The sequence below is a fragment of the Klebsiella sp. Sb-30 genome (assembly GCF_057652795.1).
Window position 1 is genome coordinate 4,408,246 of sequence record NZ_CM172749.1, and the last position, 25,082, is coordinate 4,433,327.

Here is a 25,082-nt window from a genome sequence, read left to right on the forward strand (position 1 = left end):
AAGCTCCTTTCTGAAGTAAACCTGTGCCAGGGGACCGGGCCAACTTTTACGCTACCACCTTAGCGTAATGCTTCATCCACTCACTGGTGGCAGAATATTCACAGGTGGATTTTTATCAGCCAGATCTTCTCCGCGGTGAATCATATCGAACGTCTGTGGTAAGTATTGCACGGCACAACCCCCATATCCTTTGATGCCGGGCGATGTGGCGAGATTGAAAAAATTTCACCAGGAAAGTGACCAGCCTACGCTCTCGAGGCGGACCCGGTCTGGTAAAGGTGTAGTTGTATTCACAGCAGCTATTCCGGAAAGTAAAAAGTTATATTGATTCTGATACTTTTCCGCGTCCCAATTTAACTGGCTGATTCTCATCTCCTCACTGTTCACTACCTTTCCCATTAAGGAAAAGATCTATGCGATAAAATCATGGCATGGGTATTCTGAAATCGGAGATGATCCACATTTACACTTTAATTTCCTCATCATTAAAAACCCTTAACCATAATTAACAGCAACATCCCAACCAAATTAAATAGATCTCATGAATATTTATAAATTTATATTACCATAAAAATTTTGGTGCTATTCAATTAAATGCACTCACGAATAATAACTAATCAGCACGTAATGCCTTTATATTTTTATTTTATGGTTAATCACACTCTTAAATTTACTGACTTATCAATTTTTTTGTTTTTTTTAAATTGCTGACCTATGTTTGATCTTAGTCAATCTTTGAGTATGTAAAAATATCTACATTAAAACGGTAACAACAAAAATTAATAACTAAGTGCGAAAGATCTTTGACTTTATGATGGCCATCTTTTTATTTGGAACATCTGAATTAGTCATTCCCTCACGATCCACTGAAATTATAATCAGTATCTATAGTCTGGAGGGGTAATGACCTAAGGTTAATGTATAAAAAAGATGATGATGATTAGGAGGTATAGTGCCACATGCTATTATTAGTTCAATAAATGAAATGATCCACCCGCTAACGAATAAATTCAAGGACACAAACCAGCAGCAAATAGCTGTATTGCTTGAGTTATGTGCTCGAATACCAGATCGAGCGGGTATAGATATTCGCTCTTTTCTGCATTGGGTTAAACCGGCCGTTCTTCATCATCAGTATTTATTGTTATTCCGAGATGGTGATGTCTCACCATATGGTTACATTAGTTGGGCGTGGATAAATGAAGCAACATTAGATCGCTATGTTAATGACGATAGGTTTATCTTGCATCCTTCTGAATGGAATGAAGGAGAGAATTTCGTTATTGTTGATTTTTGTTGTCTGGGTGATGCAACTTATTGTTTACGTAATTTATTCAAGAAACGATGGGAGTTGAAAAATAAATTAGATTTGAATACTGTTTACTATCGACGCCCCCTTCGTAAAGGAATCGTAAAAAATGGATGCAGAGTTAAGCTTTCGAAAAGATGATATATTACTAGATAATATTCTGCCTGAGCAAAGTTATGTTCCTTTTAAAGCAATTAAATTAGCCACTCCAGAACTTGTGTGGTTCAACAAAGAACTAAATGAAATGATCGGCATGAGCGAAGATAACGTACTCAACACTTTTGCTTATGTTACACCAGGCTACATGCCAATGTCTGGTCTGAATGAAAAAGACTGTCAGTCTTTTCTTGCCGACAGATATGGTTCCCGTTATGAAGCATGTAATGGCGGCAGCGCTCGTTGCGGAATTCGTAATTCCTGGCAAGTGAAAGGTATTGGTCGAAACCCTCTTGTAGCGGTTAATATTGATAAAGATCATTCTGATGGAAAGCTTTGTCTAACTAAAGCCATCTCAGAAGCTGTGTGGGGGGAGATCTGCCATCGCGAATTGCCTTATGGGGCTATACGGACATTGGCAATTATTAAGACTGGTGCATGGATGGATGCCAATTATGGATTGGCAGAAAGTCATATGCAACCTTGTGCTCTGGTTATTCGTGAAGTTGCTATCCGCCCAGCACATTTTGAACGCGCAACATTTTTCTGGCCTGATAATGCTTATATGCAACTGAGAAATAATGATGCATTACGTGTCCAACAGGCTGTCGAACAAATCACACATTTTCTTCCAGAAGGTGAAAGAGGATTAGTAGCCGGACTGACTAGTTTTGTGGAAAAGATGGCGTGCCAAATCGCCGTTTCACGGGTAAAAGGGATCCCACATGGGTCTCTGACAAGCTCAAATATCTCAATTGATGGGCGTTTTCTGGATTTTGGTACTCTATCGGCAGTCCCGGATTTTGCTAACTATATACTCGCTGCCGGTCAAGGAGGCATATGGGATGATCATCTGCTGATTGCGGAATGGTTGCGAAATATAGTGATATTTATTAATAAATATCATCCAGAAAAACTGGATAAAAACCAGCTAGATACAATAATCACTCAATTTCATAATCGTTTGGATCTCGAAGAAAACAAAGCAATTGCCATTCAGGTAGGTATCAAAGGCAGCGAAAAATCACTTGTAAGTAAAGGTAAAAAAATCAAACAAATATTACGCGAAAACAACAAGCAACCAAAGGTATTGCATAATTTTAATAATTATTATTTTTTCAAAAAACTATCTAATGCTTTATTACCACACGCAATTCCGGCACGTTTATCTATGTTTCCGTTGCGAGATGAACGGTTTTCAGTTTATACATTGACGCGGGCAATTGCAGATACAGTGATTAAACAGGGGGGAGGACGCGAGAGTGTAAGCGCGCTTATAGATAGTTACATTAACTGGAAAACATTGTATGTATGAGCTTGTTGCCTGGTCATTGACAATTCTACCGGCCATTACTTGTATTATGACATTAGGGTTGTTAATTATTTTTTTGTTTGGCAAACGCCATATAGTTAAATGTGATAAACAGCCAAGCGTTTCAGTTCTATTACCATTTTATAATGAAGATGCAAATATATTGATAAAGGTACTAGAACACATCGAAAAACAGCATTACTCACAACCATTACAAGTCATTGTCATTGATGATGGTTCAACTAATGATACCCCTAAATATTTGAAAACCTGGTTATTAAAACCACGCTTACAAAATTATCAGGTACTTACACGTGAACATAACAGTGGGCGTAAGGGACCCGCGCTGGACTATGCGCTAGCTGCTGGAGTGTTGAAAGGGGATATATATGTGGTAGTTGACAGCGACACTTTCATTGAACCTGAAGGTATTTCGCATTTAGCTGCCAGGCTTTGGGAGAATCCGAGATGCGCAGCTGTTTGCGGCTCGTTATCACCGGTGAATCAACGAGGAAGCCTGCTTGAAGATGTCCAGTTTTATGAGTTAATCGGTTTTCATGGTGCGATTCGTAGCGCTCAAGATCGTCTTGGCTGGGTGCCTATACTTTCAGGAGCATTCGTTGCACACCGGGCCAGCGCAGTTAAAAGCGTAGGTGGTTGGGGAGACTGGCTTGTAGAGGATATTTCTTGGTGTTGGAAGGCATTGGCAATGAACTTTCATACAGGTTATGCCGTTGATGCAGTGGCAACAACTCAATGCCCACAAAACTTTCAAGCGTTCTTGCGTCAAAGAAGACGCTGGGCTCGGGGGCGAGTAGAAGCTTTTATGACAGCATGGCGTGTCTCTGCCACAAAAGGTTTACTGTTTGCACCATGGTTTATCATTACCAGCATGCAGTTGCTGTTACCACCTGGCTTAATTACGTTGCCTTTGTTGATTTATTTTCAGCTGTGGCCACCGATAGTTCTAAATATGATAACCTTGGTGCTGTATTTATTAATCAGTTATATCTACCTTACCTTTTATCGTAACAGGCAAAATGCCACATTAAAAAATATATTACTAGTGCCAGTTTTTATTTTGATTCTCGAATCATTTATTTGGTGGCCAAATATTCTTGGCTATTGGGATGAAATAACGGGAAAGAGTAAGTCATGGTTAACACGTTAACCGGTTAAATTAATTTACCATAGGTAAAAGTGAAGCAGCCCACTTGTGCTGTATATAAGGAAATCACAAATGTATTGTTTAACTGCAGATGAAATTATGATGGTCGATGGTGGTGGCGATGGCGTAGCGACATCAAATCAGAAAAATGGCAACTCTGGTATTGGCTATGGTGGACAGGCTAATGGCAAAGTTGGTGGCTCGTCAAATGCAGGAGCAATTAGTGGTAATTGCGTCAGTGGGATTGTTAGCGGAGCAGTTGGAGGAGCTATCACGGGGGGAATGAGAGGTGGTGGTTTTGGCGGTGCGGTAACTAGCGGAGTTATCGGCGGTGCTCTGGGAGGAATGGGGCGTTGCGGCTGGTAATCTACTAATTATCCGATTTACAGTTTTACAGATAAATCACACAACTAGTCAACTTAATTAAAGCACGAGTAATTGTATTAGTTAAAATTTATCGTGCTTTTTTTTTGGAAAAGTATGAATATACATAAAAAATTTGAAGTTTTCTTATACTCATTATTATCACCTGTTATTTCTATGAATGTTTTATGGGAGGCCGATGTATACTCAGAAAAAAACATCTATTTAGGAATGTTGATTACAATACAAAGTTTCATTGGTACCAGAGTAATTTTAGAGTTTATTTATAGAAATATATTCTCACATAAACTATGGTATCATAAAGAAGAAAGTATGTTTCAACATCACTACTGCCTTGAAAAAATCGTTATGATTTTGTGGTTTTTTTTAGTTTTTATAGAGATAATCCTTGTAGTTGAATACCCAACGAAACCAAAGCTATTTTTATTTAAATCACTTACAGCATTGATGATATTATTAGGAAGTATTGAGCTAGGTAGTTACATTCGTCAGATAGTTAACCATGTATATAAGTATTATACTCTTCATTACCACAAAAGGAAACCGTGAACTGATGTAATAGTTTAGCCACTATTCACCATTCCATTTAAGAAGAAATTATATTGATAAATATCATTCATTGAGGAATGCAAGTTCATTATTAGGATATCGAACACTAGATTATCAAAATAAAATCACATCTCAAAAAAAATAAATACAAAACAAAGATAAAGAACAAGCAATTACACTGTAAAAACATAAAGGTAAAAAATGGAAATAATAAAAATAACACAACCTGAAGAAGGAAAAAATTACTTTGGCATCAACTGGGCATTGACAACGATTTGCAATTATAGCTGCAGTTACTGCCATCCAGATTTACATAACGGAAAGATTAAACCCCCTTCCCTTAGACATATTTTGCAATTCATCAATACCGTTTTTGATTATTGTAAAAAGCGTGAAATTAAACCATACTTTGAATTTGGCGGTGGGGAAGTCACATATCTTGCCTGGTTTAGCACAGTGCTAATGGAAATCCACAAGCGTAATGGCCTAGTTTCAATTATATCTAATGCATCATCTCCATTATACTGGTGGAGAAAAAACATTTCGATGTTACATAGTGTTAGCCTTAGTTTTCATTGTGAGCAGATTAAGAAACAGAAGCATTTCATTGAGGTGGCAAAAATAATTTCAGCATCAGCCTCCACACGCTTGCAAGTCAATATAATGATGTTACCAGATCGCTTCTCTGAGTGCCTAATGTTTGCGAAGCAATTACGAGGAGAAGTAAACTGCGGAATATCACTCCAGCCATTATATCAAGGGTTTGGGGGAGGGAGTATTTCAGGTCGATTTAAATACACGAAGCGACAAGAGAGTATCATGGTAAATTTTTCTGGAAATCAAACCATAAAAAACATACCTGAACCCCGTGGCTTTTTGGATGTGGTTAATAGTGATAATAGTCATGTACGCAAGACCTGTTTTGAACTACTCATTAATCAGCAAACTAATTTTAGTGGCTGGCATTGCCATGCTGGACTGGAAAACATAATTGTCACTTTTGAAGGCGATATTTACCGAGCCTGGTGCATGCAAGATGCCCTAATCGGTAGCTTATATGATGAGAAGCTAAAATTACCGAAAGAACCAACTCTTTGCCATACAAAAATATGCCAATGTGGTCCAGATATTTGCTCTAGTAAATACCGTGATGCACAACATGATACGTAACAATCACCACCTGTATCGCAAGGCTTATTTTTCTGCCCAAGGAAAACATGCCGAAGGGAAGATATTGATTGTTCCCAGTCCAAGTATGACAGTATTCGCTTGTATGAGCATCGCTTTGGTCTGTGCGTTAATCGCCTTTTTAATCTGTGGTGAATACACCCGTAAAGCACATCTTGAAGGTGTAGTAATGCCCTCTACCGGGGTAGTGAAGGTCATGGCACGTACAGACGGATATGTGGAAAAGCTACTTGTAAAAGAAGGTGATATTGTTTCTTCGGGACAATTGCTCTATCGATTAAGTGGTGAACGATATGATGGTATGGGGACTGCAACTCTGTCGACACTGAAAATATCATTAACACAGCAATATCAAATGCTGGAGCAACAAAAACAGCAAGAAATGGTCAACACAGTAATGCAGCTACAAGGGCTACGGCGACGTATAAACCAATTGAAAGATGAACTACGTAGCGCAGATGAGGCAATGAAATTAGCATTAAGGCAAGCAATGCTAACCAAGTCAGCGATGGAACGTTATCAGCGTCTGGTGAACCAGAAATATGTTTCTGAGGCTGAATTTCAGCAAAAGCAAATCGAATTGGCTACCACAGAAGCCAACGTCGAAAAAAACAGGCAAGCACGGCAACGTCTGCAGCGTGAGTTGGCTGACACTGAAACAGACCAAGGGAGCTTACGACAACAGGGACAAAGTCGTCAGGCAGAGTTGAACCGGTTACTACAAGGTATATATCAACAACAAATTGAATTACAAGCACAAGAGCAAACTACCCTAACTTCACCAGTGGCGGGTCATATTGCGGCAATAATGGTAAAAGAAGGACAAACGGTAAATCAGAATGAACTTCTGCTAACGGTTGTACCGCAAGCATCACACTTACAAATTGAACTCTACGCCACGAGCAAATCAGTTGGCTTTATAAAACCTGATCAACGAGTAGGTTTGCGTTTTGCTGCTTATCCTTACGAAAAATTTGGTGTGCAGTATGGCACCACCCGCGAAATTACTCGTACTAGCCTGAGTTCTGCCGATGTAATGCTGCGTAACCCTGTGGTTTGGAAAGAAAACGAAGGACATTATCGAGTGGTTGTTGAACCAGACAAATCTAGCGTGACAGTTTATGGGCGTCAAGAACCACTGCGTACCGGAATGGCCGTCACGGCAGACATAGAACTGGATAGTCGGCATCTGTATGAATGGTTGCTAGAACCTTTATGGAGTCTGAAAGGGAAAATTTAATCATGGAATGGATCGAAAATTTGCATTTCCAATGGAGTCGGCGTTTACCCATGATCCGTCAAACAGAGGCAGCTGAATGCGGCGTAGCATGTCTCGCGATGATAGCAGGCTGGCACGGTCATCATATCGACCTATCAAATTTACGTTCAAAATTCAACGTGTCAACACATGGCATGGCTTTCGCTCATCTAATGGAGTGCGCTCAAGCTTTGAAATTATCGGGACGTGCTGTTCGTGTGGAGCTAGAAGAGCTCAGTGACCTTGCAGTACCTTGTATTCTCCATTGGGATCTTAACCACTTTGTGGTACTTAAACGGATACGCGGTAGTGACATAGAAATACATGATCCTGCGCGTGGAGAAATACGAATGTCGTTGACACAAGTCAATCGTCATTTTACAGGTATTGCTCTGGAACTTACACCAACCCATGATTTTGTACAGCGCGATGAACGCCATAAAGTACGACTCTCAGCATTGATAGGCCATACTGTCGGGCTAAAAATGGCGATGGCGCGTATCTTCTGTTTTGCTTTAGCCTTAGAAGTTATGGCACTACTTAGTCCATTAATTAATCAAATCGTGATTGATGAAGTTCTGGTTGCGTTAGATGATAGCCTGTTGGTACTAATTGTCATTGCCATGTTATTGATGAGCGCAACCCAAACGTTGATTGGCCTCGCACAGCAGTGGGCAACCCTCACCATGGCGGTTAATTTCAACATGCAGTGGACCGCCAATGTTTTTCATCATCTTTTACGCCTGCCTATTGACTGGTTTGAGAAGCGTGATATTGGCAATATCAGTGCCAAATTTAACGCTGTAGATAGTATTCAGCATACGCTCACCACCAGTATATTAGAAGCACTGTTGGATGTACTCTTGGTAATCGGTACATTAAGTATGATGTTGCTTTACAGCACATCATTATCAATAGTGGCATTAGGTGCCGCGCTGGTTTATGGGTTGCTGCGCATAATGTGGTTTCGTACCTTACGTAAGGCTGCTGAGGATAGTTGGACGGCTAGCACGCTAGAGTCGAGTCACTTCCTGGAAACACTACATTCCATGCTCAGTCTGCGAGTTAGTGGGACACTTACCCAGCGTGAGTCTGGGTGGCGCAACTTGAATATAGCAAGACGCAACAGTCAATTGCGTGAAAATAAACTAACCATCAGCTATAACATAGTCAACACTATCATTAGCAGTCTGGTAAGTGCCGCAGTATTATGGTTTGGCGCAAAGGCTGTATTATCGGGTCAATTCTCTATAGGTATGCTGGTCGCATATATGTCATTTCAGGTACGTTTTTCTTCCAGCATCAATGGGTTGATTGATAATATTTTCACCTGGCAAATGCTTGATATTTATAACGAGCGGTTAGCTGATATTGTACTCACACCAAAGGAAGGTGATTTCTATTCAACTGAACAGGTTCCTGTTGTTTTCTCGAAAAATAAGCCGGTAATTGAATTAGATAATATTGCTTTTAGTTATGGACAAGATGATATTAATATCTTATCCGGGGCAACAATGAGTATCATGCCAGGTGAAGTTGTCGCGATAGTTGGCCGCTCAGGGTGCGGTAAAACAACGTTGGCGAAACTAATTTTGGGATTATATAAACCCTCTGCTGGGCGATTGCGAGTTTTTGGTATAAATCACCATCATAAAGGATACACACAGGTTCGACATGCGATAGGAGCAGTCATGCAAGAGGATCGGTTGTTTCGCGGGGCAATTATCGACAATATTACCTTTTTTTCACAAAGCTGTGATCTAGCCTGGGCACAACATTGTGCCACATTGACAGAATTGCATGAAGATATCATTGCCTTACCTATGGGCTATCAAACTCTGATTGGAGAAACTGGGAACTCATTATCTGGAGGGCAAAAACAGCGATTGCTTCTGGCTCGCGCCCTATACAAACGCCCACGTCTGTTGATTCTGGATGAAGCCACGAGTCATCTTGATGTGACCAATGAAGTTCTTATTGGAAATACCCTGCGCAGCCTGGGGCTAACCATCCTGCTAATAGCTCACCGGCCTGAGACTATAGCATCAGCAGATCGCGTAATCGCTCTTGAAGACGGTAAATTGATATCTTCTCGCTCTGCACAGGATAAAGATGTATTTACTGAAGTTTAAACGATGCTACAGGAAAGCGATTTTCCTATAGTATTCATAAATTCCGAAATGACATTAAACATTGTTCATATCGAGTTTCTTACGATGTCGTACTCGTGAAAAAACCATATAGTCGACAATTATTGAAAAACTCTAGAATACAATGAGTCACACATTGCACTTTGATAGATTAGTTAATCTCAATTGCATCTAACTGAAAAATATCTTTTACAATCAAGCCATATTAACAATATGCTTTGCAAAGCGAGAAACCTTGAAAATATATAATTCCATTCATGATATTGATATAATTAAAAACCCTGCAGGGAACTAACCAAGTACAACCTCACAGGTAATGAAAATGTCGTGTAGACCACCATTTCGCAGTGCCGTAGACATATTCAGCCAGAATCCCAGGCCTGCATTATTGCGACTTTTTATAGCCTCCAATATTGATAACCTGGGCCATGCACCATTTATCCCTGCGGCTGATTGCTGATCAATCGCGACATCGTCTCCAGCGAATCGGTCCGCAGAATATAGAGTCTTTTTAGTAAGAACGGGTTATCGCCCGGCTTCACCTTCCCTCTCACCGTGGTCACCGCCATATGAAAACCGGCGTCGTTCGCCGCCCTGACCGCCGTCGCGTTATAGCCGCCAAACGGATAAGAGAGATACAGCACGTGCGGATTAAACTGGGCAAGCGCGCGCCGCGAACGCTCAAAATCGAACAGCACATTATGGTAGCTGCGGCTCAACAGAATCGGATGATGCAGGGCATCAACCCGGTGCAGGAAGTGGGTATGGGACTGTATATCAAAAACGTCCTGAATCTGCTTCAGCTCGGAAACACTCATAAACTGCAGCGATTTCGGCTCCCATTTCTGCGGGTGGCGTTTGATACGCGATGAGATAATAAATGCCGTCGCGTGAAAGCCATACTGCTTCAGAATCGGGTACGCGTAGCGGTTAACCGACTTCAGACCATCGTCAAAGGTAATCACCACCGAGCGGGCCGGCAGATTGATTTTATTACGCAGATAGCCTTCCAGCTGATACATCGTCAGCGTAGTGTAGCCCCGGTCGCGGAGCCAGGTCATCTGGTTGCTGAAGGCGCGTACCGAAGTCGTGGTAGAGGTGTGGCGAAAACGGGTGTTCTCTTCATCGCGCAGAATGTGATGGTAGGTCAGCATCGGGATACCGCGATCTTCCTGAGCATCCAGGCTGCTGACCCACGCCAGCCGGTTACCAATACGAATTTGAAACCAGGTCTGGTTGAGACGGTCTTTCAGCTTGCTGATAATGGGATAGCGCAGATTATTCGCCAGGGTGCCAAACGGCGCGCTACCGACGGAAGGCGCATCGTACACCGGCGTATCTTTCCAGGTGAGCAGATTCTGGTTGCTCAGCGGTTTATGCAAATCGCCGAGATTGTCTTCAACCCGCTGCTTGCCCTGCACCGGTTCGAGGTGGCCTTTATCGATAAAGCCGGTGCCGAAACCGAAGCTGAATTCATAATAATCGGCGGACGTCGGCACCACGGCGATAATTTGCCCGGCCCGAATGTTCCCCACGCTCACCACGTCATTTCCGACCTGCGCCCAGATAACCGCATCTTCCGTGGTCTGCATATAGCGGGCGGGGGTCCCCTGCTGGCTAAGCAGGCTGGCTGAAGCGCTGAGCGATGTCAGTAAAAGGAACAGGGCAACAATTCGGACAAACATGCAGGTCGGACCGCTAGAGAAATCAGCCGCCATTGTAACAAAAGCGGCATCAATACCAATGCTTAATTCCCGAACGCATCATGGCGCAGGCGGAAAGGCGGATTTTTTTGCTGTTGGTGCCAGAGGCTGCTGACGACCGGGCCTCCGCTGCTTACGATCGCCTCGCGAAACGCTTCGCTGCTCAGGGTGTAGCGCAGGAGATACATACGCTCCAGTAATGGATAGCTGATACCGGAGATCACTTCACAATGGGTATGTTTATGGCTCATCAGGGCCGCCACGCGATAGGGAGGTGCTCCGGTGTGGTCGGTCAAAAAAATCACGCCATCGCCGCTGTCCGTGGCGTGCAGCGCATCGCACATCATCCGGCTCAACATATTGCTGCTAAGATTACGCCAGTAATTTACCGCCCGGCATTGCGCCAGCGGGCCAAACTTTTTTTCCAGACGATCCAGCAGTTCCTCCGCCTTCTCATCATGACAGGTAATCACCCAACCCAACATAGACAGCCTCCTTAGCAGAGAAACACTGTAACAAAGGGGATGACGCAGATGAGTGATGGCAGTCAAGATTAGCGGATAGCGCCTCGCCTGGCGGCCAGGCGCTATTTGCCGATGCGCGGTTAGCTGCGCAGACCGCGTCCACGCTGGATCAGATACCAGCACAGGGCGTAGAACAGAACAATAAACACCACCAGCACGCCAAAAGTCGTCATCAGCGGAACATCGTTGATGCCGAGGAATCCGTAGCGGAAGCCGCTGATCATGTAAACAATCGGGTTAAGGTGCGACAGCGCCTGCCAGAATGGCGGCAGCAGGGTCAGGGAGTAAAACACCCCGCCGAGGTAGGTCAGCGGCGTCAGCACGAAGGTGGGGATCAGGCTGATATCATCAAAGGTTTTGGCAAAAACCGCGTTCAGCAAACCCGCCAGCGAGAAGAGGACCGCGGTCAGCATCAGCGTCAGCCCAACGAACAGCCAGGAATGCACCTGGAACGGCACGAAGAACAACGATATCGCGGTAACCAGAATCCCTACGCACAGCCCTCGCGCCACCCCACCACCAACATAGCCGGCGATGACCACGTGCGTCGGCACCGGCGCCACCAGCAGCTCTTCGATGTTGCGCTGAAATTTCGCGCTGAAGAACGAGGAGGCCACGTTGGCATAGGCGTTGGTGATGACCGCCATCATGATCAGACCCGGCACAATAAACTGCATATAGGTAAAGCCATGCATTTCACCGATCCGCGAGCCGATCAAATTGCCAAAGATGACAAAATAGAGGGTCATGGTGATCACCGGCGGTACCAGCGTCTGGATCCAGATACGCATAAAGCGGTGAATTTCCTTGGCCCAGATGCTTTTCAGCGCGACCCAATAAAGCTGCATCATGCTGATTCTCCTTTTCTGTCATGCACCAGCGTGACAAACAGCTCTTCCAGCCGGTTGGCTTTGTTACGCATACTTAACACCTGAACTCCCTGAGCACTCAGCTGGGCAAATACGCTGTTAATCCCCTGCTCGCGCAGCACTTCGACTTCCAGCGTGGAGGTATCCACCAGGCGATACTGGTAACCTTCCAGCGTCGGCAGCGGGCTTTTCGGCGCCAGATCAAGGATGAACGTTTCTGATTTCAACTTGGCAAGCAGCGCCTTCATCGAGGTGTTTTCCACCAGCTCTCCGCGTTGAATAATCCCGATATTGCGGCACAGCATCTCCGCCTCTTCCAGGTAATGGGTGGTCAGGATGATGGTGGTGCCTTTATCGTTCAAATCCTTGAGAAACCCCCACATCGAGCGGCGAAGTTCGATATCCACCCCTGCGGTAGGTTCATCAAGGATCAGCAGTTTGGGTTCATGCATCAACGCGCGGGCAATCATCAGGCGTCGTTTCATCCCGCCGGAGAGCATCCGTGCACGTTCGTTGCGTTTTTCCCACAGATCGAGCTGTTTTAAGTACTTTTCGCTGCGCAGAAGCGCTTCTTTATGCTCCACGCCGTAGTAGCCGGCCTGGTGAACGACGATCTGCTGGACGGTTTCAAACGGGTTGAAGTTGAACTCCTGCGGCACCAGCCCGAGCTGACGCTTGGCGTTCACCACGTCCTTTTGCAGGTCGTAGCCAAAGACGTTGACCTCACCGGAGGTTTTATTTACCAGCGAACTGATAATGCCAATCGTGGTGGATTTCCCCGCCCCGTTAGGGCCGAGCAGCGCATAAAAATCCCCTGCTTCCACCTGCAGATCGATTCCCCGAAGCGCCTGAACCCCGCCGGGGTAGGTCTTGGTGAGCTGTTTTAATTCCAGAGCAATGGTCATTAAATATCTCTTCTCGTGTCATGACACGCGATGGGTTGTTTTAAATAAAGTGAGGTTAACCTATATTAGCCCAACGCACTTACTTGGTTACAGGCCGTAAACGTCCATGAATGATATAGATACACTCATCAGCAATAATGCACTATGGTCAAAAATGCTGGTGGAAGAAGACCCCGGCTTTTTCGCAAAATTGTCACAAGCGCAGAAGCCACGCTTTCTGTGGATTGGATGTTCTGATAGCCGTGTTCCTGCGGAACGGTTAACCGGCCTTGAGCCCGGTGAACTGTTTGTCCATCGTAACGTCGCTAATCTGGTGATTCATACCGACCTGAACTGTCTTTCCGTGGTGCAGTATGCCGTTGACGTGCTAGAAGTCGAGCATATCATCATCTGCGGCCACTACGGCTGCGGCGGCGTGCAGGCGGCAGTAGAAAACACCGAGCTGGGGCTTATCGACAACTGGCTGCTGCATATTCGCGATATCTGGTTCAAACACAGTTCGCTGCTGGGCGAAATGCCTGAAGAGCGTCGACTGGATACATTATGTGAACTGAACGTGATGGAGCAGGTTTATAACCTGGGCCACTCGACCATTATGCAGTCGGCGTGGAAGCGGGGTCAGAAGGTCACCATCCACGGCTGGGCCTACGGTATCCATGACGGGCTGTTACGCGATCTTGATGTGACTGCCGTCAGCCGCGAAACCCTTGAACAGCGCTACCGCCACGGAATTTCCAACCTCAAGAGCAAACACGTCAACCACAAGTAAGCCGCCCGCTTCAGAAAACCCCGGCAGCGCGGTGCGCCATCGTCCGGGGTTGCATGAAACCTTACTCGTCCAGCAGCACCACTTTGCCGACGTACGGCAGATGGCGATAGCGCTGAGCGTAATCAATCCCGTAGCCGACCACGAACTCATCCGGGATAGCAAAGCCAACAAACTCTACCGGCACGTTCACTTCACGGCGGCTAGGCTTGTCCAGCAGCGTACAAATAGCCAGAGATTTCGGCTCACGCAGGCTGAGAATTTCACGCACTTTAGACAGCGTGTTGCCGGAATCGATAATGTCTTCCACAATCAATACGTCTTTACCGCGAATGTCTTCATCCAGATCTTTCAGGATTTTAACGTCACGGGTCGTCGACATGCCGCTGCCGTAGCTGGAGGCGGTCATAAAATCGACTTCATGCGGCACCTGCACTTCACGACACAGATCGGCCATAAACATAAATGAGCCGCGCAGCAGCCCCACCAGCACCATCTCGCTGCCGCTGTCTTTGTAGCATTCGTTGATTTGACGACCCAGTTCGGCGATACGCGCTTTGATCTCGGCTTCCGGGATCATCACTTCTACAGTATGTTTCATTAAACTAACCATTTGATTCTTAAGATAAATCATCAACACCGCTGCGAATGCACCGACATTGACCGGCAAGCTATGCAGTATACCAGTAAAAAGAAATATGCGATGCAGGGAATAATAAAGCCCATTTTGTGATTCCGATCACACTTGTTAAATCCTATAATTAATTGCAATTAAAAAATTAACAAACAACCGAGTGTCTTTCTATGGCAGAAACAAAGTCTCAACAATCACGGCTTCTCGTGACGCTGACAGCTCTCTTTGCAGCGTTCTGCGGCCTGTATCTTCTTATTGGCGGGGTATGGCTGGCGGCCATTGGCGGCTCCTGGTATTACCCTATTGCTGGCCTCGTCATGCTGGCCGTCACCGTGATGCTGTTGCGGGGCAAACGCGCAGCGCTCTGGCTCTATGCCGCGCTGCTTCTCGCCACCATGATCTGGGGCGTCTGGGAAGTCGGCTTTGACTTCTGGGCGCTTACGCCGCGTAGCGATATTCTGGTCTTCTTCGGCATCTGGCTCATTTTGCCTTTTGTCTGGCGTCGTCTGCCGATCCCATCGGCCGGCGCGGTCGCCGGTCTGGTTGTGGCCCTGCTGATCAGCGGCGGTATCCTGACCTGGGCCGGTTTTAACGATCCGCAGGAAGTGAACGGTACCCTGAATGCCGATGCGACGCCTGCGGCGCCGATCTCCGCGGTTGCCGATGGCGACTGGCCGGCGTACGGCCGTAACCAGGAAGGCCAACGTTATTCACCGCTGAAGCAAATCAACGCCGATAACGTGAAAAACCTGAAGGAAGCCTGGGTATTCCGCACCGGCGACCTGAAGCAGCCCAACGATCCGGGTGAAATCACCAACGAAGTGACGCCGATTAAAGTGGGGAACATGCTGTACCTGTGTACCGCCCACCAGCGTCTGTTTGCCCTTGATGCGGCTACCGGGAAAGAAAAATGGCACTTTGACCCGCAGCTGAACGCGGATCCGTCCTTCCAGCACGTCACCTGCCGCGGCGTCTCTTATCACGAAGCGAAAGCAGACAACGCACCGGCAGATGTCGTCGCCAACTGTCCGCGCCGGATTATCCTGCCGGTCAACGATGGTCGCCTGTTCGCCATTAACGCCGACAACGGCCAGCTGTGCGAATCCTTTGCCAACAAAGGGATTCTCAACCTGCAGACCAACATGCCGGTCACCACGCCGGGGATGTACGAACCGACGTCGCCACCGATCGTGACCGATACCACCATTATCATTGCCGGTGCCGTGACCGATAACTTCTCGACGCGCGAACCGTCGGGCGTCATTCGCGGCTTTGATGTCAACACCGGTAAACTGCTGTGGGTCTTCGATCCGGGCGCGAAAGATCCGAACGCCATTCCGGATGATGAACATCACTTCACGCTGAACTCCCCGAACTCCTGGGCGCCTGCGGCCTATGATGCGAAGCTGGACCTCGTGTACCTGCCGATGGGCGTGACCACTCCGGACATCTGGGGCGGTAACCGTACGCCGGAGCAGGAACGCTACGCCAGCTCTATCGTGGCGCTGAACGCGACCACCGGTAAACTGGTATGGAGCTATCAGACCGTTCACCACGATCTGTGGGACATGGATATGCCGTCTCAGCCTACGCTGGCGGATATCGACGTTAACGGTAAAACCGTTCCGGTCATCTACGCACCGGCCAAAACCGGTAATATCTTCGTCCTTGACCGTCGTAACGGCGAACTGGTCGTCCCGGCACCGGAAAAACCGGTTCCTCAGGGGGCAGCGAAAGGCGATTATGTCTCTAAAACTCAGCCATTCTCCGACCTGAGCTTCCGTCCGAAGAAAGATTTGACCGGCGCGGATATGTGGGGCGCCACCATGTTCGATCAGCTGGTGTGCCGCGTGATCTTCCACCAGCTGCGTTATGAAGGCATCTTCACCCCGCCGTCAGAACAAGGCACGCTGGTCTTCCCGGGTAACCTGGGGATGTTTGAATGGGGCGGGATTTCCGTTGACCCTAACCGCCAGGTGGCCATCGCCAACCCAATGGCGCTGCCGTTTGTATCGAAACTGATCCCACGCGGCCCGGGCAATCCGATGGAGCCGCCGAAAGACGCGAAAGGTTCCGGTACCGAATCCGGTATCCAGCCGCAGTATGGCGTACCGTTCGGCGTGACCCTCAACGCCTTCCTGTCGCCGTTTGGCCTGCCGTGCAAACAGCCGGCCTGGGGTTACATCTCCGCGTTGGATCTGAAGACCAACGAAGTGGTATGGAAAAAACGTATCGGTACGCCGCAGGATAGCCTGCCGTTCCCGATGCCGGTCCAGCTGCCGTTTAACCTTGGTATGCCGATGCTTGGCGGCCCGATCTCCACCGCCGGCAACGTGCTGTTTATTGGCGCTACCGCCGATAACTACCTGCGCGCATACAACATGAGCAACGGTGAAAAACTGTGGCAGGCCCGTCTGCCGGCAGGCGGCCAGGCGACGCCAATGACCTATGAAGTGAATGGCAAACAGTATGTGGTCATCGCCGCAGGCGGCCACGGCTCGTTTGGCACGAAGATGGGGGACTATATCGTCGCCTATGCGCTGCCTGATGAGGCGAAATAAGCCCCAGGCAAAAACGCAGTAACAAAACAGAAGGCCCGGTGAACACCGGGCCTTTTTTTACGCGTGCATAATATCCCCTGCGAGGGGGAACTAGACCGTAAAGCCGAGCATCATGCCGGTATCTTCATGTTCCAGCAGATGGCAGTGCGCCATATAGGCATGCTCTTTCGACGCCTCGTGATCGAACTTCACCAGCACTTCACTGACGCCCCCCTCAACCCGTACGGTATCTTTCCAGCCTGAACGATGCGCGGCAGGCGCAGCGCCATTCTCCGACAGAATACGGAACTGGGTACCGTGAATATGGAACGGGTGCAGCATCATGTCGCCTTTGCCGGAAATCACCCAACGCTCATATTGCCCTTTTGCCGCGGCAAACATCGGGAGATTCATATCAAAGGCTTTGCCATTGATCCGGTTAGCATTATGGAAATCGAAACCGTCGGCACCGTGGTTCATCTGTCCCATGCCGCCGTGGTTCATGTTCCCCATATCGCCATGATTCATCTGCCCCTTGTCGCTCATATTGCCCATCATGCCGTGACCCATATTGCCGTGATCCATCATGCTACCGTGGTTCATGCCGGACATCGCCTGATCGCCATATTTTTGCATCAGCGCCTGCATTCCCATCATGTCCAGCATCGGATCCATCGACAGCTGGAGCGTGCGCTGTGTCAGCCCCTCCAGCGACGGCAGCGCCGGCATGCTGACCAAAGAATCCGGCAGTGTGCCGGATGCCTGGATCGTCAGCGGCTGGATGCGCAAGACCGGCTGCGGCTTGTCGAACGGCGCGATCGCCATCCCCATTTGGCTCACCGGCAAGGTGATCAGGTCGAAGGCTTTACCATCGCGGGTATCCACCAGAACTTCAAAGCGCTCACCCATTAATACCGGCAGCCCGGTGACCTTCACCGGCTCGGCAAGCAGTCCACCGTCGCTGGCGATAACGTACATCGGCCGGTTATCGCTAGTGGAGAAATTCAGCGAGCGGGCGTTACAACCGTTCAGTAAACGCAAGCGAAGCCAGCCGCGCGGCGCGGCGTGTTCAGGATAGAGTGCCCCGTTCGCCAGTAAGGTATCGCCAAACCAGCCGACCGCCGCGCTCATCATGTCGAGCTGATAATCAATCTCCCCGGCAGCGGTAAAACGCTTATCCTGCACAATCACCGGTACGTCATCGATCCCCCACTGCTTCGGCAGCAGCAGCTGCTCGCTTTCTTCATCAGAAATCAGTACCAGCCCCGCCAGCCCCATCGCCACCTGGCGACCGGTTTTTCCATGCTGGTGCGGGTGGAACCAGCAGGTGGCGGCCCGCTGGCTGGGAGTAAAATTCACGCTGCGGGAGGCGCCTGGCGCAATGATCCCCTGTGGACCGCCGTCGACCTCACCCGGCACCTCCAGCCCATGCCAGTGAACGGTCGTCTCTTCGGCCAGGCGGTTGTGAATATCCACGGTCACCGCCTCCCCTTTTTTGAGCTTCAGCGCCGGCCCCAGCAGATTGCCGTTATAACCCCAGGTGGTCGCCTGATGCGGACCAAACTGCGTTTTTCCGGCCTGGATCGTTAATGTGATGCGATTACGTGCGTCGGCGGTCAGCAGATTAGGCACCGGCAGAGCCGGGCGGCTGGCGGCGAAAACCGAACGGCTCCAGAGCGGCAGCGCGCTGAATACGCCGGCCGCTGCGGTTAATTTGATAAATTCACGACGTTGCATTTTCACATCCTTTTTATTCTGCTGGTGAACTTTTGAGCTTAAACCTTCCACCAACAGGAAGGTCAAGCAGAAGAGTAAGAATAAAGCTCTACGTAGTGTAAAGAAGTATGCTAACTTTGAGCGTCCGTGATTCAATGGTAGAGAAAATGAAGACGCTTTTCAGAACAATAGTGCTCGGCAGCCTGCTTGCTCTATCCGCCAATAGCTATGCGTTAAGCGAGTCCGAAGCGGAAGATATGGCTGATTTAACGGCGGTATTTGTCTTCCTGAAAAACGACTGCGGTTACCAGAATCTGCCGAATACCCAAATTCGTCGCGCGCTGGTCTTTTTTGCTCAACAGAACCAATGGGATCTGAGCAACTATGACAGCTTCAATATGAAGGCGCTCGGTGAAGACAGCTACCGCGATCTCAGCGGTATCAAAATCCCCACCACGAAAAAATGCAAGGCGCTGGCCCGCGATTCGCTGAGCCTGCTCGCTTACGTTAAATAGGCCACCCGTCGGGCCCGGTCGCAATCCCGCCGCCTGTACAAGGTGGCCTGCTCCCCCCCATCCCGCAGCCCGGCAATATTCCTGCTATTCAGCCCTGCGCCATGCGAACGGCTGAAATATCCGCCGTGCATCATCATCTATAGTTGGCTATGATGTTGCGCTCGTTTTTTCGAGTGTACCGGATGTTCACAATGGAGGAATCCGCCCGTGGCTGATAACAATCTGTGGCATGAAACACTGCACGACCATTTCGGTCAGTATTTTGCGGTTGATAATGTGCTGTATCACGAAAAGACCGATCACCAGGATTTGATCATTTTTGAGAACGCAGCCTTTGGCCGCGTGATGGCGCTGGACGGCGTGGTACAAACCACCGAACGCGATGAGTTTATCTATCATGAGATGATGACCCATGTCCCGCTGATGGCCCACGGCCAGGCAAAACACGTGCTGATCATCGGCGGCGGTGACGGCGCAATGCTGCGAGAAGTCTCTCGTCACAGCACCATCGAAACCATCACCATGGTCGAAATCGACGCTGGCGTGGTCTCGTTCTGCCGCCAGTATCTGCCAAATCACAATGCGGGCGCCTATGACGATCCGCGCTTTACGCTGGTGATTGACGATGGCGTCAATTTTGTTAACCAGACGACGCAAACGTTTGATGTGATCATCTCCGACTGCACCGACCCTATCGGTCCCGGCGAGAGCCTGTTCACCTCGGCCTTTTACGAAGGCTGCAAACGCTGCCTGAATCCCGGCGGTATTTTTGTTGCCCAAAACGGCGTCTGCTTCCTGCAGCAGGATGAAGCGATCGACAGCCACCGCAAGCTCGGCCACTATTTCAGCGATGTCAGCTTCTATCAGGCCGCGATTCCGACCTACTATGGCGGCATTATGACCTTCGCATGGGCGACCGATAATGATGCCCTGCGCGACCTGTCCAATGAAATTATCCAGGCGCGTTTTCACAAAGCGAACCTGAAGTGCCGTTACTATAATCCGGCTATTCACAAGGCGGCATTTGCCCTACCGCAATATTTACAGGATGCGCTGTCCGCCAGCGATCCTCAGTAAGGGGGTGAACTAAATTGAAAAAACTGAAGCTGCATGGCTTTAACAACCTGACCAAGAGCCTGAGTTTTTGTATTTACGATATCTGCTATGTCAAAACGGCAGAGGAGCGCGATGGCTACATCGCCTATATCGATGAACTCTATAACGCCAACCGTCTGACCGAGATTTTGTCAGAGACCTGCTCGATCATCGGCGCCAATATTCTGAACATTGCTCGCCAGGATTATGAACCTCAGGGCGCCAGCGTGACGATCCTGGTCAGTGAAGAACCCGTTGACCCACAGCTTATCGACCAGAGCGAACACCCGGGCCCGCTCCCGGAAGCCGTAGTCGCCCACCTCGACAAAAGCCATATCTGCGTGCATACCTACCCGGAAAGCCATCCGGAGGGCGGACTGTGCACCTTCCGTGCCGACATCGAAGTCTCCACCTGCGGGGTTATCTCACCGCTTAACGCGCTGAATTATCTTATCCACCAGCTGGAATCTGACATTGTCACTATTGATTATCGCGTCCGCGGTTTTACCCGTGATATCAATGGTATGAAGCACTTCATTGACCATGAAATCAATTCCATTCAGAACTTTATGTCCGAGGACATGAAAGCGCTGTATGACATGGTGGACGTCAATGTCTACCAGGAAAATATCTTCCACACCAAGATGCTGCTGAAAGAGTTCGATCTGAAGCACTACATGTTCCACACCAGACCCGAAGATCTCAGCGCAGAAGAGCGCAAGTCCATCACCGATCTCCTGTGGAAAGAGATGCGGGAAATTTACTACGCCAGAAATATCCCTGCCATCTGAACATCCGACGGCGCCTGCGGGCGCCGTGACTCGGGCTGAACCCGTCTGAGGGTAACGTTCTGCTCTTTGAGCGCGTTCTGTACCGTCTGCGAGCGATCGACGTCGGTTGCCACTTCACTAACACCGGCAAGCGGCGCCCGGTCAATAGCGGCGCATAGCGCGCGATCGCAGTGGCAAAATGATTATAATCAGTCAGGGCAAAAAAAAGCCGGGAGTTCGGCTCCCGGCGTGAATGCATGAAGGGGGTCAGGCTTTGCTGACAAACTCGCGGTACGCGGCCACCACCTGTAAAAAATCCTCAACGCCGCACAGAGAGAGGCTTTCTTCGTCGTAGTAGCTCATCCCCTCTTCGATTTCATCACCTGAAATCTCCAGCTGATTGGCGCGAATCATCACCTCTTCGCCATCCAGCCATAGCGTGTATTCATGTCCGGCACGCTGCCAGGAACGCTCGCTGCCTTTTACAGTGCGCGCGGCCTGTTCCACTTCATCCAGCAGGGCGAGGTTATCTTTCACCTCTTCGTTAAACCAGTGCCCCACCACCTCGTGGCCCATCGACATTCGCACCTTTACCACTCCGGTAATATCGCGCAGAAATTCGTAATCCATAGTGTCTTCCTCTGCAAGGGCAATGCGTCACCGCTACATTGTACCCATAGGGTAATTATCGCAGCACCCGGGCAGAAAAAAAGTGGACCAGATAGAGCAACAGCAAATAAAAGCGCCTCGGTCAGTTAACCGGTCATCTTACCGCCAACCGGCGGGCATTATTCCCCCCTTTCTTTACCCAATGCAGCTCTGCCGGCGTCAAATCCCTGCGCCTTTGCCCGATGCCGACGGCAATCGGCGTGCGTTTAGCGCAGCAATAAAAAAGCCACTCCGAAGAGTGGCTTTGAGCAGCAAGATTCGCTTATACCGCGGTCTGGAAAATCACACCATCCGCTTTATCAGTGTACTGTTCCAGCTGGTTGAAGTTCAGATAGCGATAGGTATCCGCCGCGGTCTTATCGACCTGAGCGACGAAGGTCTGGTACTCTTCCGGCGTCGGCAGTTTGCCGAGCAGGGAAGCGACCGCAGCCAGCTCCGCAGAGGCCAGATAGACGTTAGCGCCGGTGCCTAAACGGTTCGGGAAGTTACGGGTTGAAGTGGAAACCACCGTCGCACCGTCCGCCACGCGCGCCTGGTTACCCATACACAGGGAACAGCCAGGGATTTCGATACGCGCACCGCTCTTACCAAACACGCTGTAGTAGCCTTCTTCAGTCAGCTGTGCCGCATCCATACGGGTTGGCGGAGCCACCCACAGGCGAGTTGGCAGCTGGCCTTTGTGACTGTCCAGCAGCTTACCGGCGGCACGGAAGTGGCCGATGTTGGTCATGCAGGAACCGATGAAGACTTCGTCAATCTTCTCACCCTGCACGTCGGACAGCAGACGCGCATCGTCCGGATCGTTCGGCGCACACAGGATAGGCTCTTTGATATCCGCCAGATCGATATCGATCACCGCGGCATACTCGGCATCGGCATCCGCTTCCAGCAGCTGCGGATCCGCCAGCCATTTTTCCATCCCCTGGATGCGACGCTCCAGCGTACGGCGATCGCCGTAGCCTTCTGCGATCATCCACTTCAGCAGGACGATGTTGGAGTTCAGATACTCAACGATCGGTTCCTGATTCAGCTTAATGGTACAGCCGGCAGCAGAACGTTCTGCGGAAGCATCGGTCAGCTCAAACGCCTGCTCAACTTTCAGATCCGGCAGACCTTCAATTTCCAGAATGCGTCCGGAGAAGATGTTTTTCTTCCCTTTCTTCTCAACGGTCAGCAGCCCCTGCTTAATCGCGTACAGCGGGATCGCATGGACCAGATCGCGCAGGGTGATCCCCGGCTGCATCTTGCCTTTGAAGCGAACCAGCACCGATTCCGGCATATCCAGCGGCATGACGCCGGTCGCGGCGGCAAAGGCCACCAGACCAGAGCCCGCCGGGAAGGAGATACCAATCGGGAAACGGGTATGAGAGTCACCACCGGTACCGACGGTATCCGGCAGCAGCATACGGTTCAGCCAGGAGTGGATAACGCCATCGCCCGGGCGCAGAGAAACACCGCCACGGTTCATAATGAAGTCTGGCAGCGTATGGTGCGTGGTGACGTCAACCGGCTTCGGATAGGCCGCCGTGTGGCAGAAGGACTGCATCACCAGGTCGGCAGAGAAACCAAGGCACGCCAGGTCTTTCAGTTCATCACGGGTCATCGGACCGGTGGTATCCTGGGAACCAACGGAGGTCATCTTCGGTTCACAGTAAGCGCCTGGACGAATACCGGCAACGCCGCAGGCGCGGCCAACCATTTTCTGCGCCAGCGAGTAGCCGCGGCTGCTTTCCGCCACGTCTTTTGCCTGACGGAATACGTCGCTGTGCGGCAGACCCAGCGCTTCACGCGCTTTCGTGGTCAGGCCGCGACCGATGATCAGCGGAATACGGCCGCCGGCGCGGACTTCATCAACCAGCACATCGGTTTTCAGCTCGAAGCTTGCCAGCAGTTCGTTGGTTTCGTGGTTACGCACTTCGCCTTTGAACGGGTAAACGTCAATCACGTCGCCCATATTCAGGTTGTTCACGTCCACTTCAATTGGCAGCGCGCCCGCATCTTCCATGGTATTGAAGAAGATAGGTGCAATTTTGCCGCCGAGGCAGAGACCGCCGCCGCGCTTGTTCGGCACGTTCGGGATATCGTCGCCCATAAACCACAGCACCGAGTTGGTGGCGGATTTACGCGAAGAGCCTGTACCCACCACGTCACCGACGTAGGCCAGCGGGAAGCCTTTTTGCTGAAGCGCTTCAATTTGCTTAATCGGGCCAACGGAACCCGGCTGGTCCGGCTCGATACCTTCACGGGCGTTTTTCAGCATCGCCAGCGCGTGCAGCGGGATATCCGGGCGGGACCAGGCATCTGGTGCCGGAGACAGGTCATCGGTGTTGGTTTCGCCGGTAACCTTGAATACGGTAACGGTGATTTTCTCAGCCAGCTGCGGACGGTTCAGGAACCACTCGGCGTCAGCCCAGGATTTCATAACCTGTTTAGCGTACTCGTTACCCGCTTTGGCTTTCTCTTCTACGTCGTAGAAGTTATCGAACATCAGCAGGGTATGGGACAGCGCTTTGGCGGCGATCGGCGCCAGTTTAGCATCGTCCAGTGCATCAATCAGCGGGTGAATATTGTAACCGCCCTGCATGGTGCCCAGCAGTTCAACGGCTTTTTCAGGGGTAACCAGTGGGGAGGTCGCTTCGCCTTTGGCGATAGCGGCAAGGAATCCGGCTTTAACATAGGCGGCTTCGTCGACGCCCGGCGGTACACGGTTGATTAACAGGTCTAACAGGAATTCTTCTTCACCCGCAGGCGGGCTCTTCAGCAGTTCTACCAGCGCGGCCATTTGGGTTGCATCTAAGGGTTTGGCAACAATCCCAACGGCTGCACGCTCAGCTACGTGCTTACGGTATTCTTCTAGCACGACGGTTCTCCTCGCTCTCATTGTAAAATGCGGTAGGCGATT

The 25,082-nt window shown here is 49.4% G+C and carries 20 protein-coding genes; 12 read left to right on the forward strand and 8 right to left on the reverse strand.

Going from position 1 to position 25,082, the window contains the following annotated elements; genetic code table 11:
* The first annotated feature begins 952 nt into the window (after positions 1–952).
* The 7 genes from AC236I_RS20665 (at position 953) to AC236I_RS20695 (ending at position 9,456) form a co-directional block, all read left to right on the forward strand.
* The gene (locus AC236I_RS20665; protein ID WP_153068812.1) at positions 953–1,450 is read left to right on the forward strand and encodes a toxin-activating lysine-acyltransferase; all 498 of its coding nucleotides are present in this window, start codon (positions 953–955) and stop codon (positions 1,448–1,450) included.
* Entirely contained in the window at positions 1,419–2,780 is a 1,362-nt protein-coding gene (locus AC236I_RS20670) for a protein adenylyltransferase SelO family protein (protein ID WP_097357760.1), read from the forward strand. Before AC236I_RS20665 ends, AC236I_RS20670 begins: the two co-directional genes overlap by 32 nt.
* Complete coding sequence (locus AC236I_RS20675; RefSeq protein ID WP_069476239.1) at positions 2,773–3,948, forward strand: glycosyltransferase family 2 protein; 1,176 nt, start codon at positions 2,773–2,775, stop codon at positions 3,946–3,948. Before AC236I_RS20670 ends, AC236I_RS20675 begins: the two co-directional genes overlap by 8 nt.
* A gap of 69 nt (positions 3,949–4,017) precedes the next feature.
* Positions 4,018–4,311, forward strand: a complete 294-nt coding sequence (locus AC236I_RS20680) for a hypothetical protein (protein WP_153068811.1) — start codon at positions 4,018–4,020, stop codon at positions 4,309–4,311.
* A 768-nt stretch (positions 4,312–5,079) separates the two neighbouring features.
* The gene (locus AC236I_RS20685) at positions 5,080–6,048 is read left to right on the forward strand and encodes a radical SAM protein (RefSeq protein ID WP_071984177.1); all 969 of its coding nucleotides are present in this window, start codon (positions 5,080–5,082) and stop codon (positions 6,046–6,048) included.
* Positions 6,038–7,306, forward strand: coding sequence for an HlyD family secretion protein (locus AC236I_RS20690; protein ID WP_097357762.1), 1,269 nt, complete (start codon positions 6,038–6,040; stop codon positions 7,304–7,306). Before AC236I_RS20685 ends, AC236I_RS20690 begins: the two co-directional genes overlap by 11 nt.
* Positions 7,307–7,308: 2 nt before the next feature.
* Complete coding sequence (locus tag AC236I_RS20695; RefSeq protein WP_118860150.1) at positions 7,309–9,456, forward strand: peptidase domain-containing ABC transporter; 2,148 nt, start codon at positions 7,309–7,311, stop codon at positions 9,454–9,456.
* 455 nt (positions 9,457–9,911) lie between these two features.
* Here the strand turns inward: AC236I_RS20695 and AC236I_RS20700 are convergent, their stop codons facing one another.
* The 4 genes from AC236I_RS20700 to AC236I_RS20715 form a co-directional block, all read right to left on the reverse strand.
* The gene (locus AC236I_RS20700; RefSeq protein ID WP_015585133.1) at positions 9,912–11,159 is read right to left on the reverse strand and encodes a polysaccharide deacetylase family protein; all 1,248 of its coding nucleotides are present in this window, start codon (positions 11,157–11,159) and stop codon (positions 9,912–9,914) included.
* 62 nt (positions 11,160–11,221) lie between these two features.
* A complete protein-coding gene (locus AC236I_RS20705) occupies positions 11,222–11,662 on the reverse strand; it encodes a PTS sugar transporter subunit IIA (protein ID WP_004857996.1) in 441 nt (146 codons plus the stop codon).
* A gap of 119 nt (positions 11,663–11,781) precedes the next feature.
* Positions 11,782–12,552 carry an ABC transporter permease gene (locus AC236I_RS20710; protein ID WP_015585134.1) on the reverse strand — a complete coding sequence of 257 codons (771 nt, stop codon included), beginning with the start codon at positions 12,550–12,552 and terminating at the stop codon, positions 11,782–11,784.
* On the reverse strand, positions 12,549–13,475 hold the full coding sequence (locus AC236I_RS20715) for an ABC transporter ATP-binding protein (protein ID WP_004857993.1): 927 nt from the start codon (positions 13,473–13,475) through the stop codon (positions 12,549–12,551). Before AC236I_RS20715 ends, AC236I_RS20710 begins: the two co-directional genes overlap by 4 nt.
* 106 nt (positions 13,476–13,581) lie before the next feature.
* On the opposite strand from AC236I_RS20715, the gene can reads away from it, so the two are divergent.
* The gene (can, locus tag AC236I_RS20720; RefSeq protein WP_004857991.1) at positions 13,582–14,244 is read left to right on the forward strand and encodes a carbonate dehydratase; all 663 of its coding nucleotides are present in this window, start codon (positions 13,582–13,584) and stop codon (positions 14,242–14,244) included.
* 61 nt (positions 14,245–14,305) lie between these two features.
* Here the strand turns inward: can and hpt are convergent, their stop codons facing one another.
* A complete protein-coding gene (gene hpt, locus AC236I_RS20725; RefSeq protein WP_015585135.1) occupies positions 14,306–14,842 on the reverse strand; it encodes a hypoxanthine phosphoribosyltransferase in 537 nt (178 codons plus the stop codon).
* 203 nt (positions 14,843–15,045) lie between these two features.
* Between hpt and AC236I_RS20730 the strand changes: the two genes are divergently transcribed.
* A complete protein-coding gene (locus AC236I_RS20730) occupies positions 15,046–17,436 on the forward strand; it encodes a glucose/quinate/shikimate family membrane-bound PQQ-dependent dehydrogenase (protein ID WP_004857943.1) in 2,391 nt (796 codons plus the stop codon).
* A gap of 90 nt (positions 17,437–17,526) precedes the next feature.
* On the opposite strand, the gene cueO is transcribed toward AC236I_RS20730, so the two are convergent.
* The gene (gene cueO, locus AC236I_RS20735; protein ID WP_015585137.1) at positions 17,527–19,152 is read right to left on the reverse strand and encodes a multicopper oxidase CueO; all 1,626 of its coding nucleotides are present in this window, start codon (positions 19,150–19,152) and stop codon (positions 17,527–17,529) included.
* A gap of 146 nt (positions 19,153–19,298) precedes the next feature.
* Between cueO and AC236I_RS20740 the strand changes: the two genes are divergently transcribed.
* From AC236I_RS20740 to speD, 3 genes are all read left to right on the forward strand, one after another.
* On the forward strand, positions 19,299–19,646 hold the full coding sequence (locus AC236I_RS20740; protein WP_015585138.1) for a YacC family pilotin-like protein: 348 nt from the start codon (positions 19,299–19,301) through the stop codon (positions 19,644–19,646).
* Positions 19,647–19,853: 207 nt separating this feature from the next.
* Positions 19,854–20,723 carry a polyamine aminopropyltransferase gene (gene speE, locus AC236I_RS20745; protein WP_004857937.1) on the forward strand — a complete coding sequence of 290 codons (870 nt, stop codon included), beginning with the start codon at positions 19,854–19,856 and terminating at the stop codon, positions 20,721–20,723.
* A 14-nt stretch (positions 20,724–20,737) separates the two neighbouring features.
* Positions 20,738–21,532 (forward strand): adenosylmethionine decarboxylase, encoded by a 795-nt coding sequence (gene speD, locus AC236I_RS20750; protein ID WP_004857935.1) that lies wholly within the window; start codon positions 20,738–20,740, stop codon positions 21,530–21,532.
* Between the two features lie 246 nt (positions 21,533–21,778).
* Here the strand turns inward: speD and yacL are convergent, their stop codons facing one another.
* Together yacL and acnB are read right to left on the reverse strand one after the other, a co-directional pair.
* Positions 21,779–22,141, reverse strand: a complete 363-nt coding sequence (gene yacL, locus AC236I_RS20755) for a protein YacL (protein ID WP_004857933.1) — start codon at positions 22,139–22,141, stop codon at positions 21,779–21,781.
* 301 nt (positions 22,142–22,442) lie between these two features.
* Complete coding sequence (acnB, locus tag AC236I_RS20760; protein ID WP_004857931.1) at positions 22,443–25,040, reverse strand: bifunctional aconitate hydratase 2/2-methylisocitrate dehydratase; 2,598 nt, start codon at positions 25,038–25,040, stop codon at positions 22,443–22,445.
* Between the last annotated feature and the right edge of the window lie 42 nt (positions 25,041–25,082).

Excerpts from the sequence above, each read along its gene's own strand:
- AC236I_RS20740 (WP_015585138.1), top strand. The coding sequence starts at position 19,299 with ATGAAGACGCTTTTCAGAACAATAGTGCTCGGCAGCCTGCTTGCTCTA.
- AC236I_RS20730 (WP_004857943.1), top strand. The coding sequence starts at position 15,046 with ATGGCAGAAACAAAGTCTCAACAATCACGGCTTCTCGTGACGCTGACA.
- AC236I_RS20680 (WP_153068811.1), top strand. The coding sequence starts at position 4,018 with ATGTATTGTTTAACTGCAGATGAAATTATGATGGTCGATGGTGGTGGC.
- hpt (WP_015585135.1), bottom strand. The coding sequence starts at position 14,842 with ATGAAACATACTGTAGAAGTGATGATCCCGGAAGCCGAGATCAAAGCG.
- AC236I_RS20685 (WP_071984177.1), top strand. The coding sequence starts at position 5,080 with ATGGAAATAATAAAAATAACACAACCTGAAGAAGGAAAAAATTACTTT.
- AC236I_RS20675 (WP_069476239.1), top strand. The coding sequence starts at position 2,773 with ATGTATGAGCTTGTTGCCTGGTCATTGACAATTCTACCGGCCATTACT.
- cueO (WP_015585137.1), bottom strand. The coding sequence starts at position 19,152 with ATGCAACGTCGTGAATTTATCAAATTAACCGCAGCGGCCGGCGTATTC.
- AC236I_RS20700 (WP_015585133.1), bottom strand. The coding sequence starts at position 11,159 with ATGTTTGTCCGAATTGTTGCCCTGTTCCTTTTACTGACATCGCTCAGC.
- AC236I_RS20670 (WP_097357760.1), top strand. The coding sequence starts at position 1,419 with ATGGATGCAGAGTTAAGCTTTCGAAAAGATGATATATTACTAGATAAT.
- AC236I_RS20715 (WP_004857993.1), bottom strand. The coding sequence starts at position 13,475 with ATGACCATTGCTCTGGAATTAAAACAGCTCACCAAGACCTACCCCGGC.
- can (WP_004857991.1), top strand. The coding sequence starts at position 13,582 with ATGAATGATATAGATACACTCATCAGCAATAATGCACTATGGTCAAAA.
- AC236I_RS20695 (WP_118860150.1), top strand. The coding sequence starts at position 7,309 with ATGGAATGGATCGAAAATTTGCATTTCCAATGGAGTCGGCGTTTACCC.
- AC236I_RS20690 (WP_097357762.1), top strand. The coding sequence starts at position 6,038 with ATGATACGTAACAATCACCACCTGTATCGCAAGGCTTATTTTTCTGCC.
- AC236I_RS20710 (WP_015585134.1), bottom strand. The coding sequence starts at position 12,552 with ATGATGCAGCTTTATTGGGTCGCGCTGAAAAGCATCTGGGCCAAGGAA.
- AC236I_RS20705 (WP_004857996.1), bottom strand. The coding sequence starts at position 11,662 with ATGTTGGGTTGGGTGATTACCTGTCATGATGAGAAGGCGGAGGAACTG.
- yacL (WP_004857933.1), bottom strand. The coding sequence starts at position 22,141 with ATGGATTACGAATTTCTGCGCGATATTACCGGAGTGGTAAAGGTGCGA.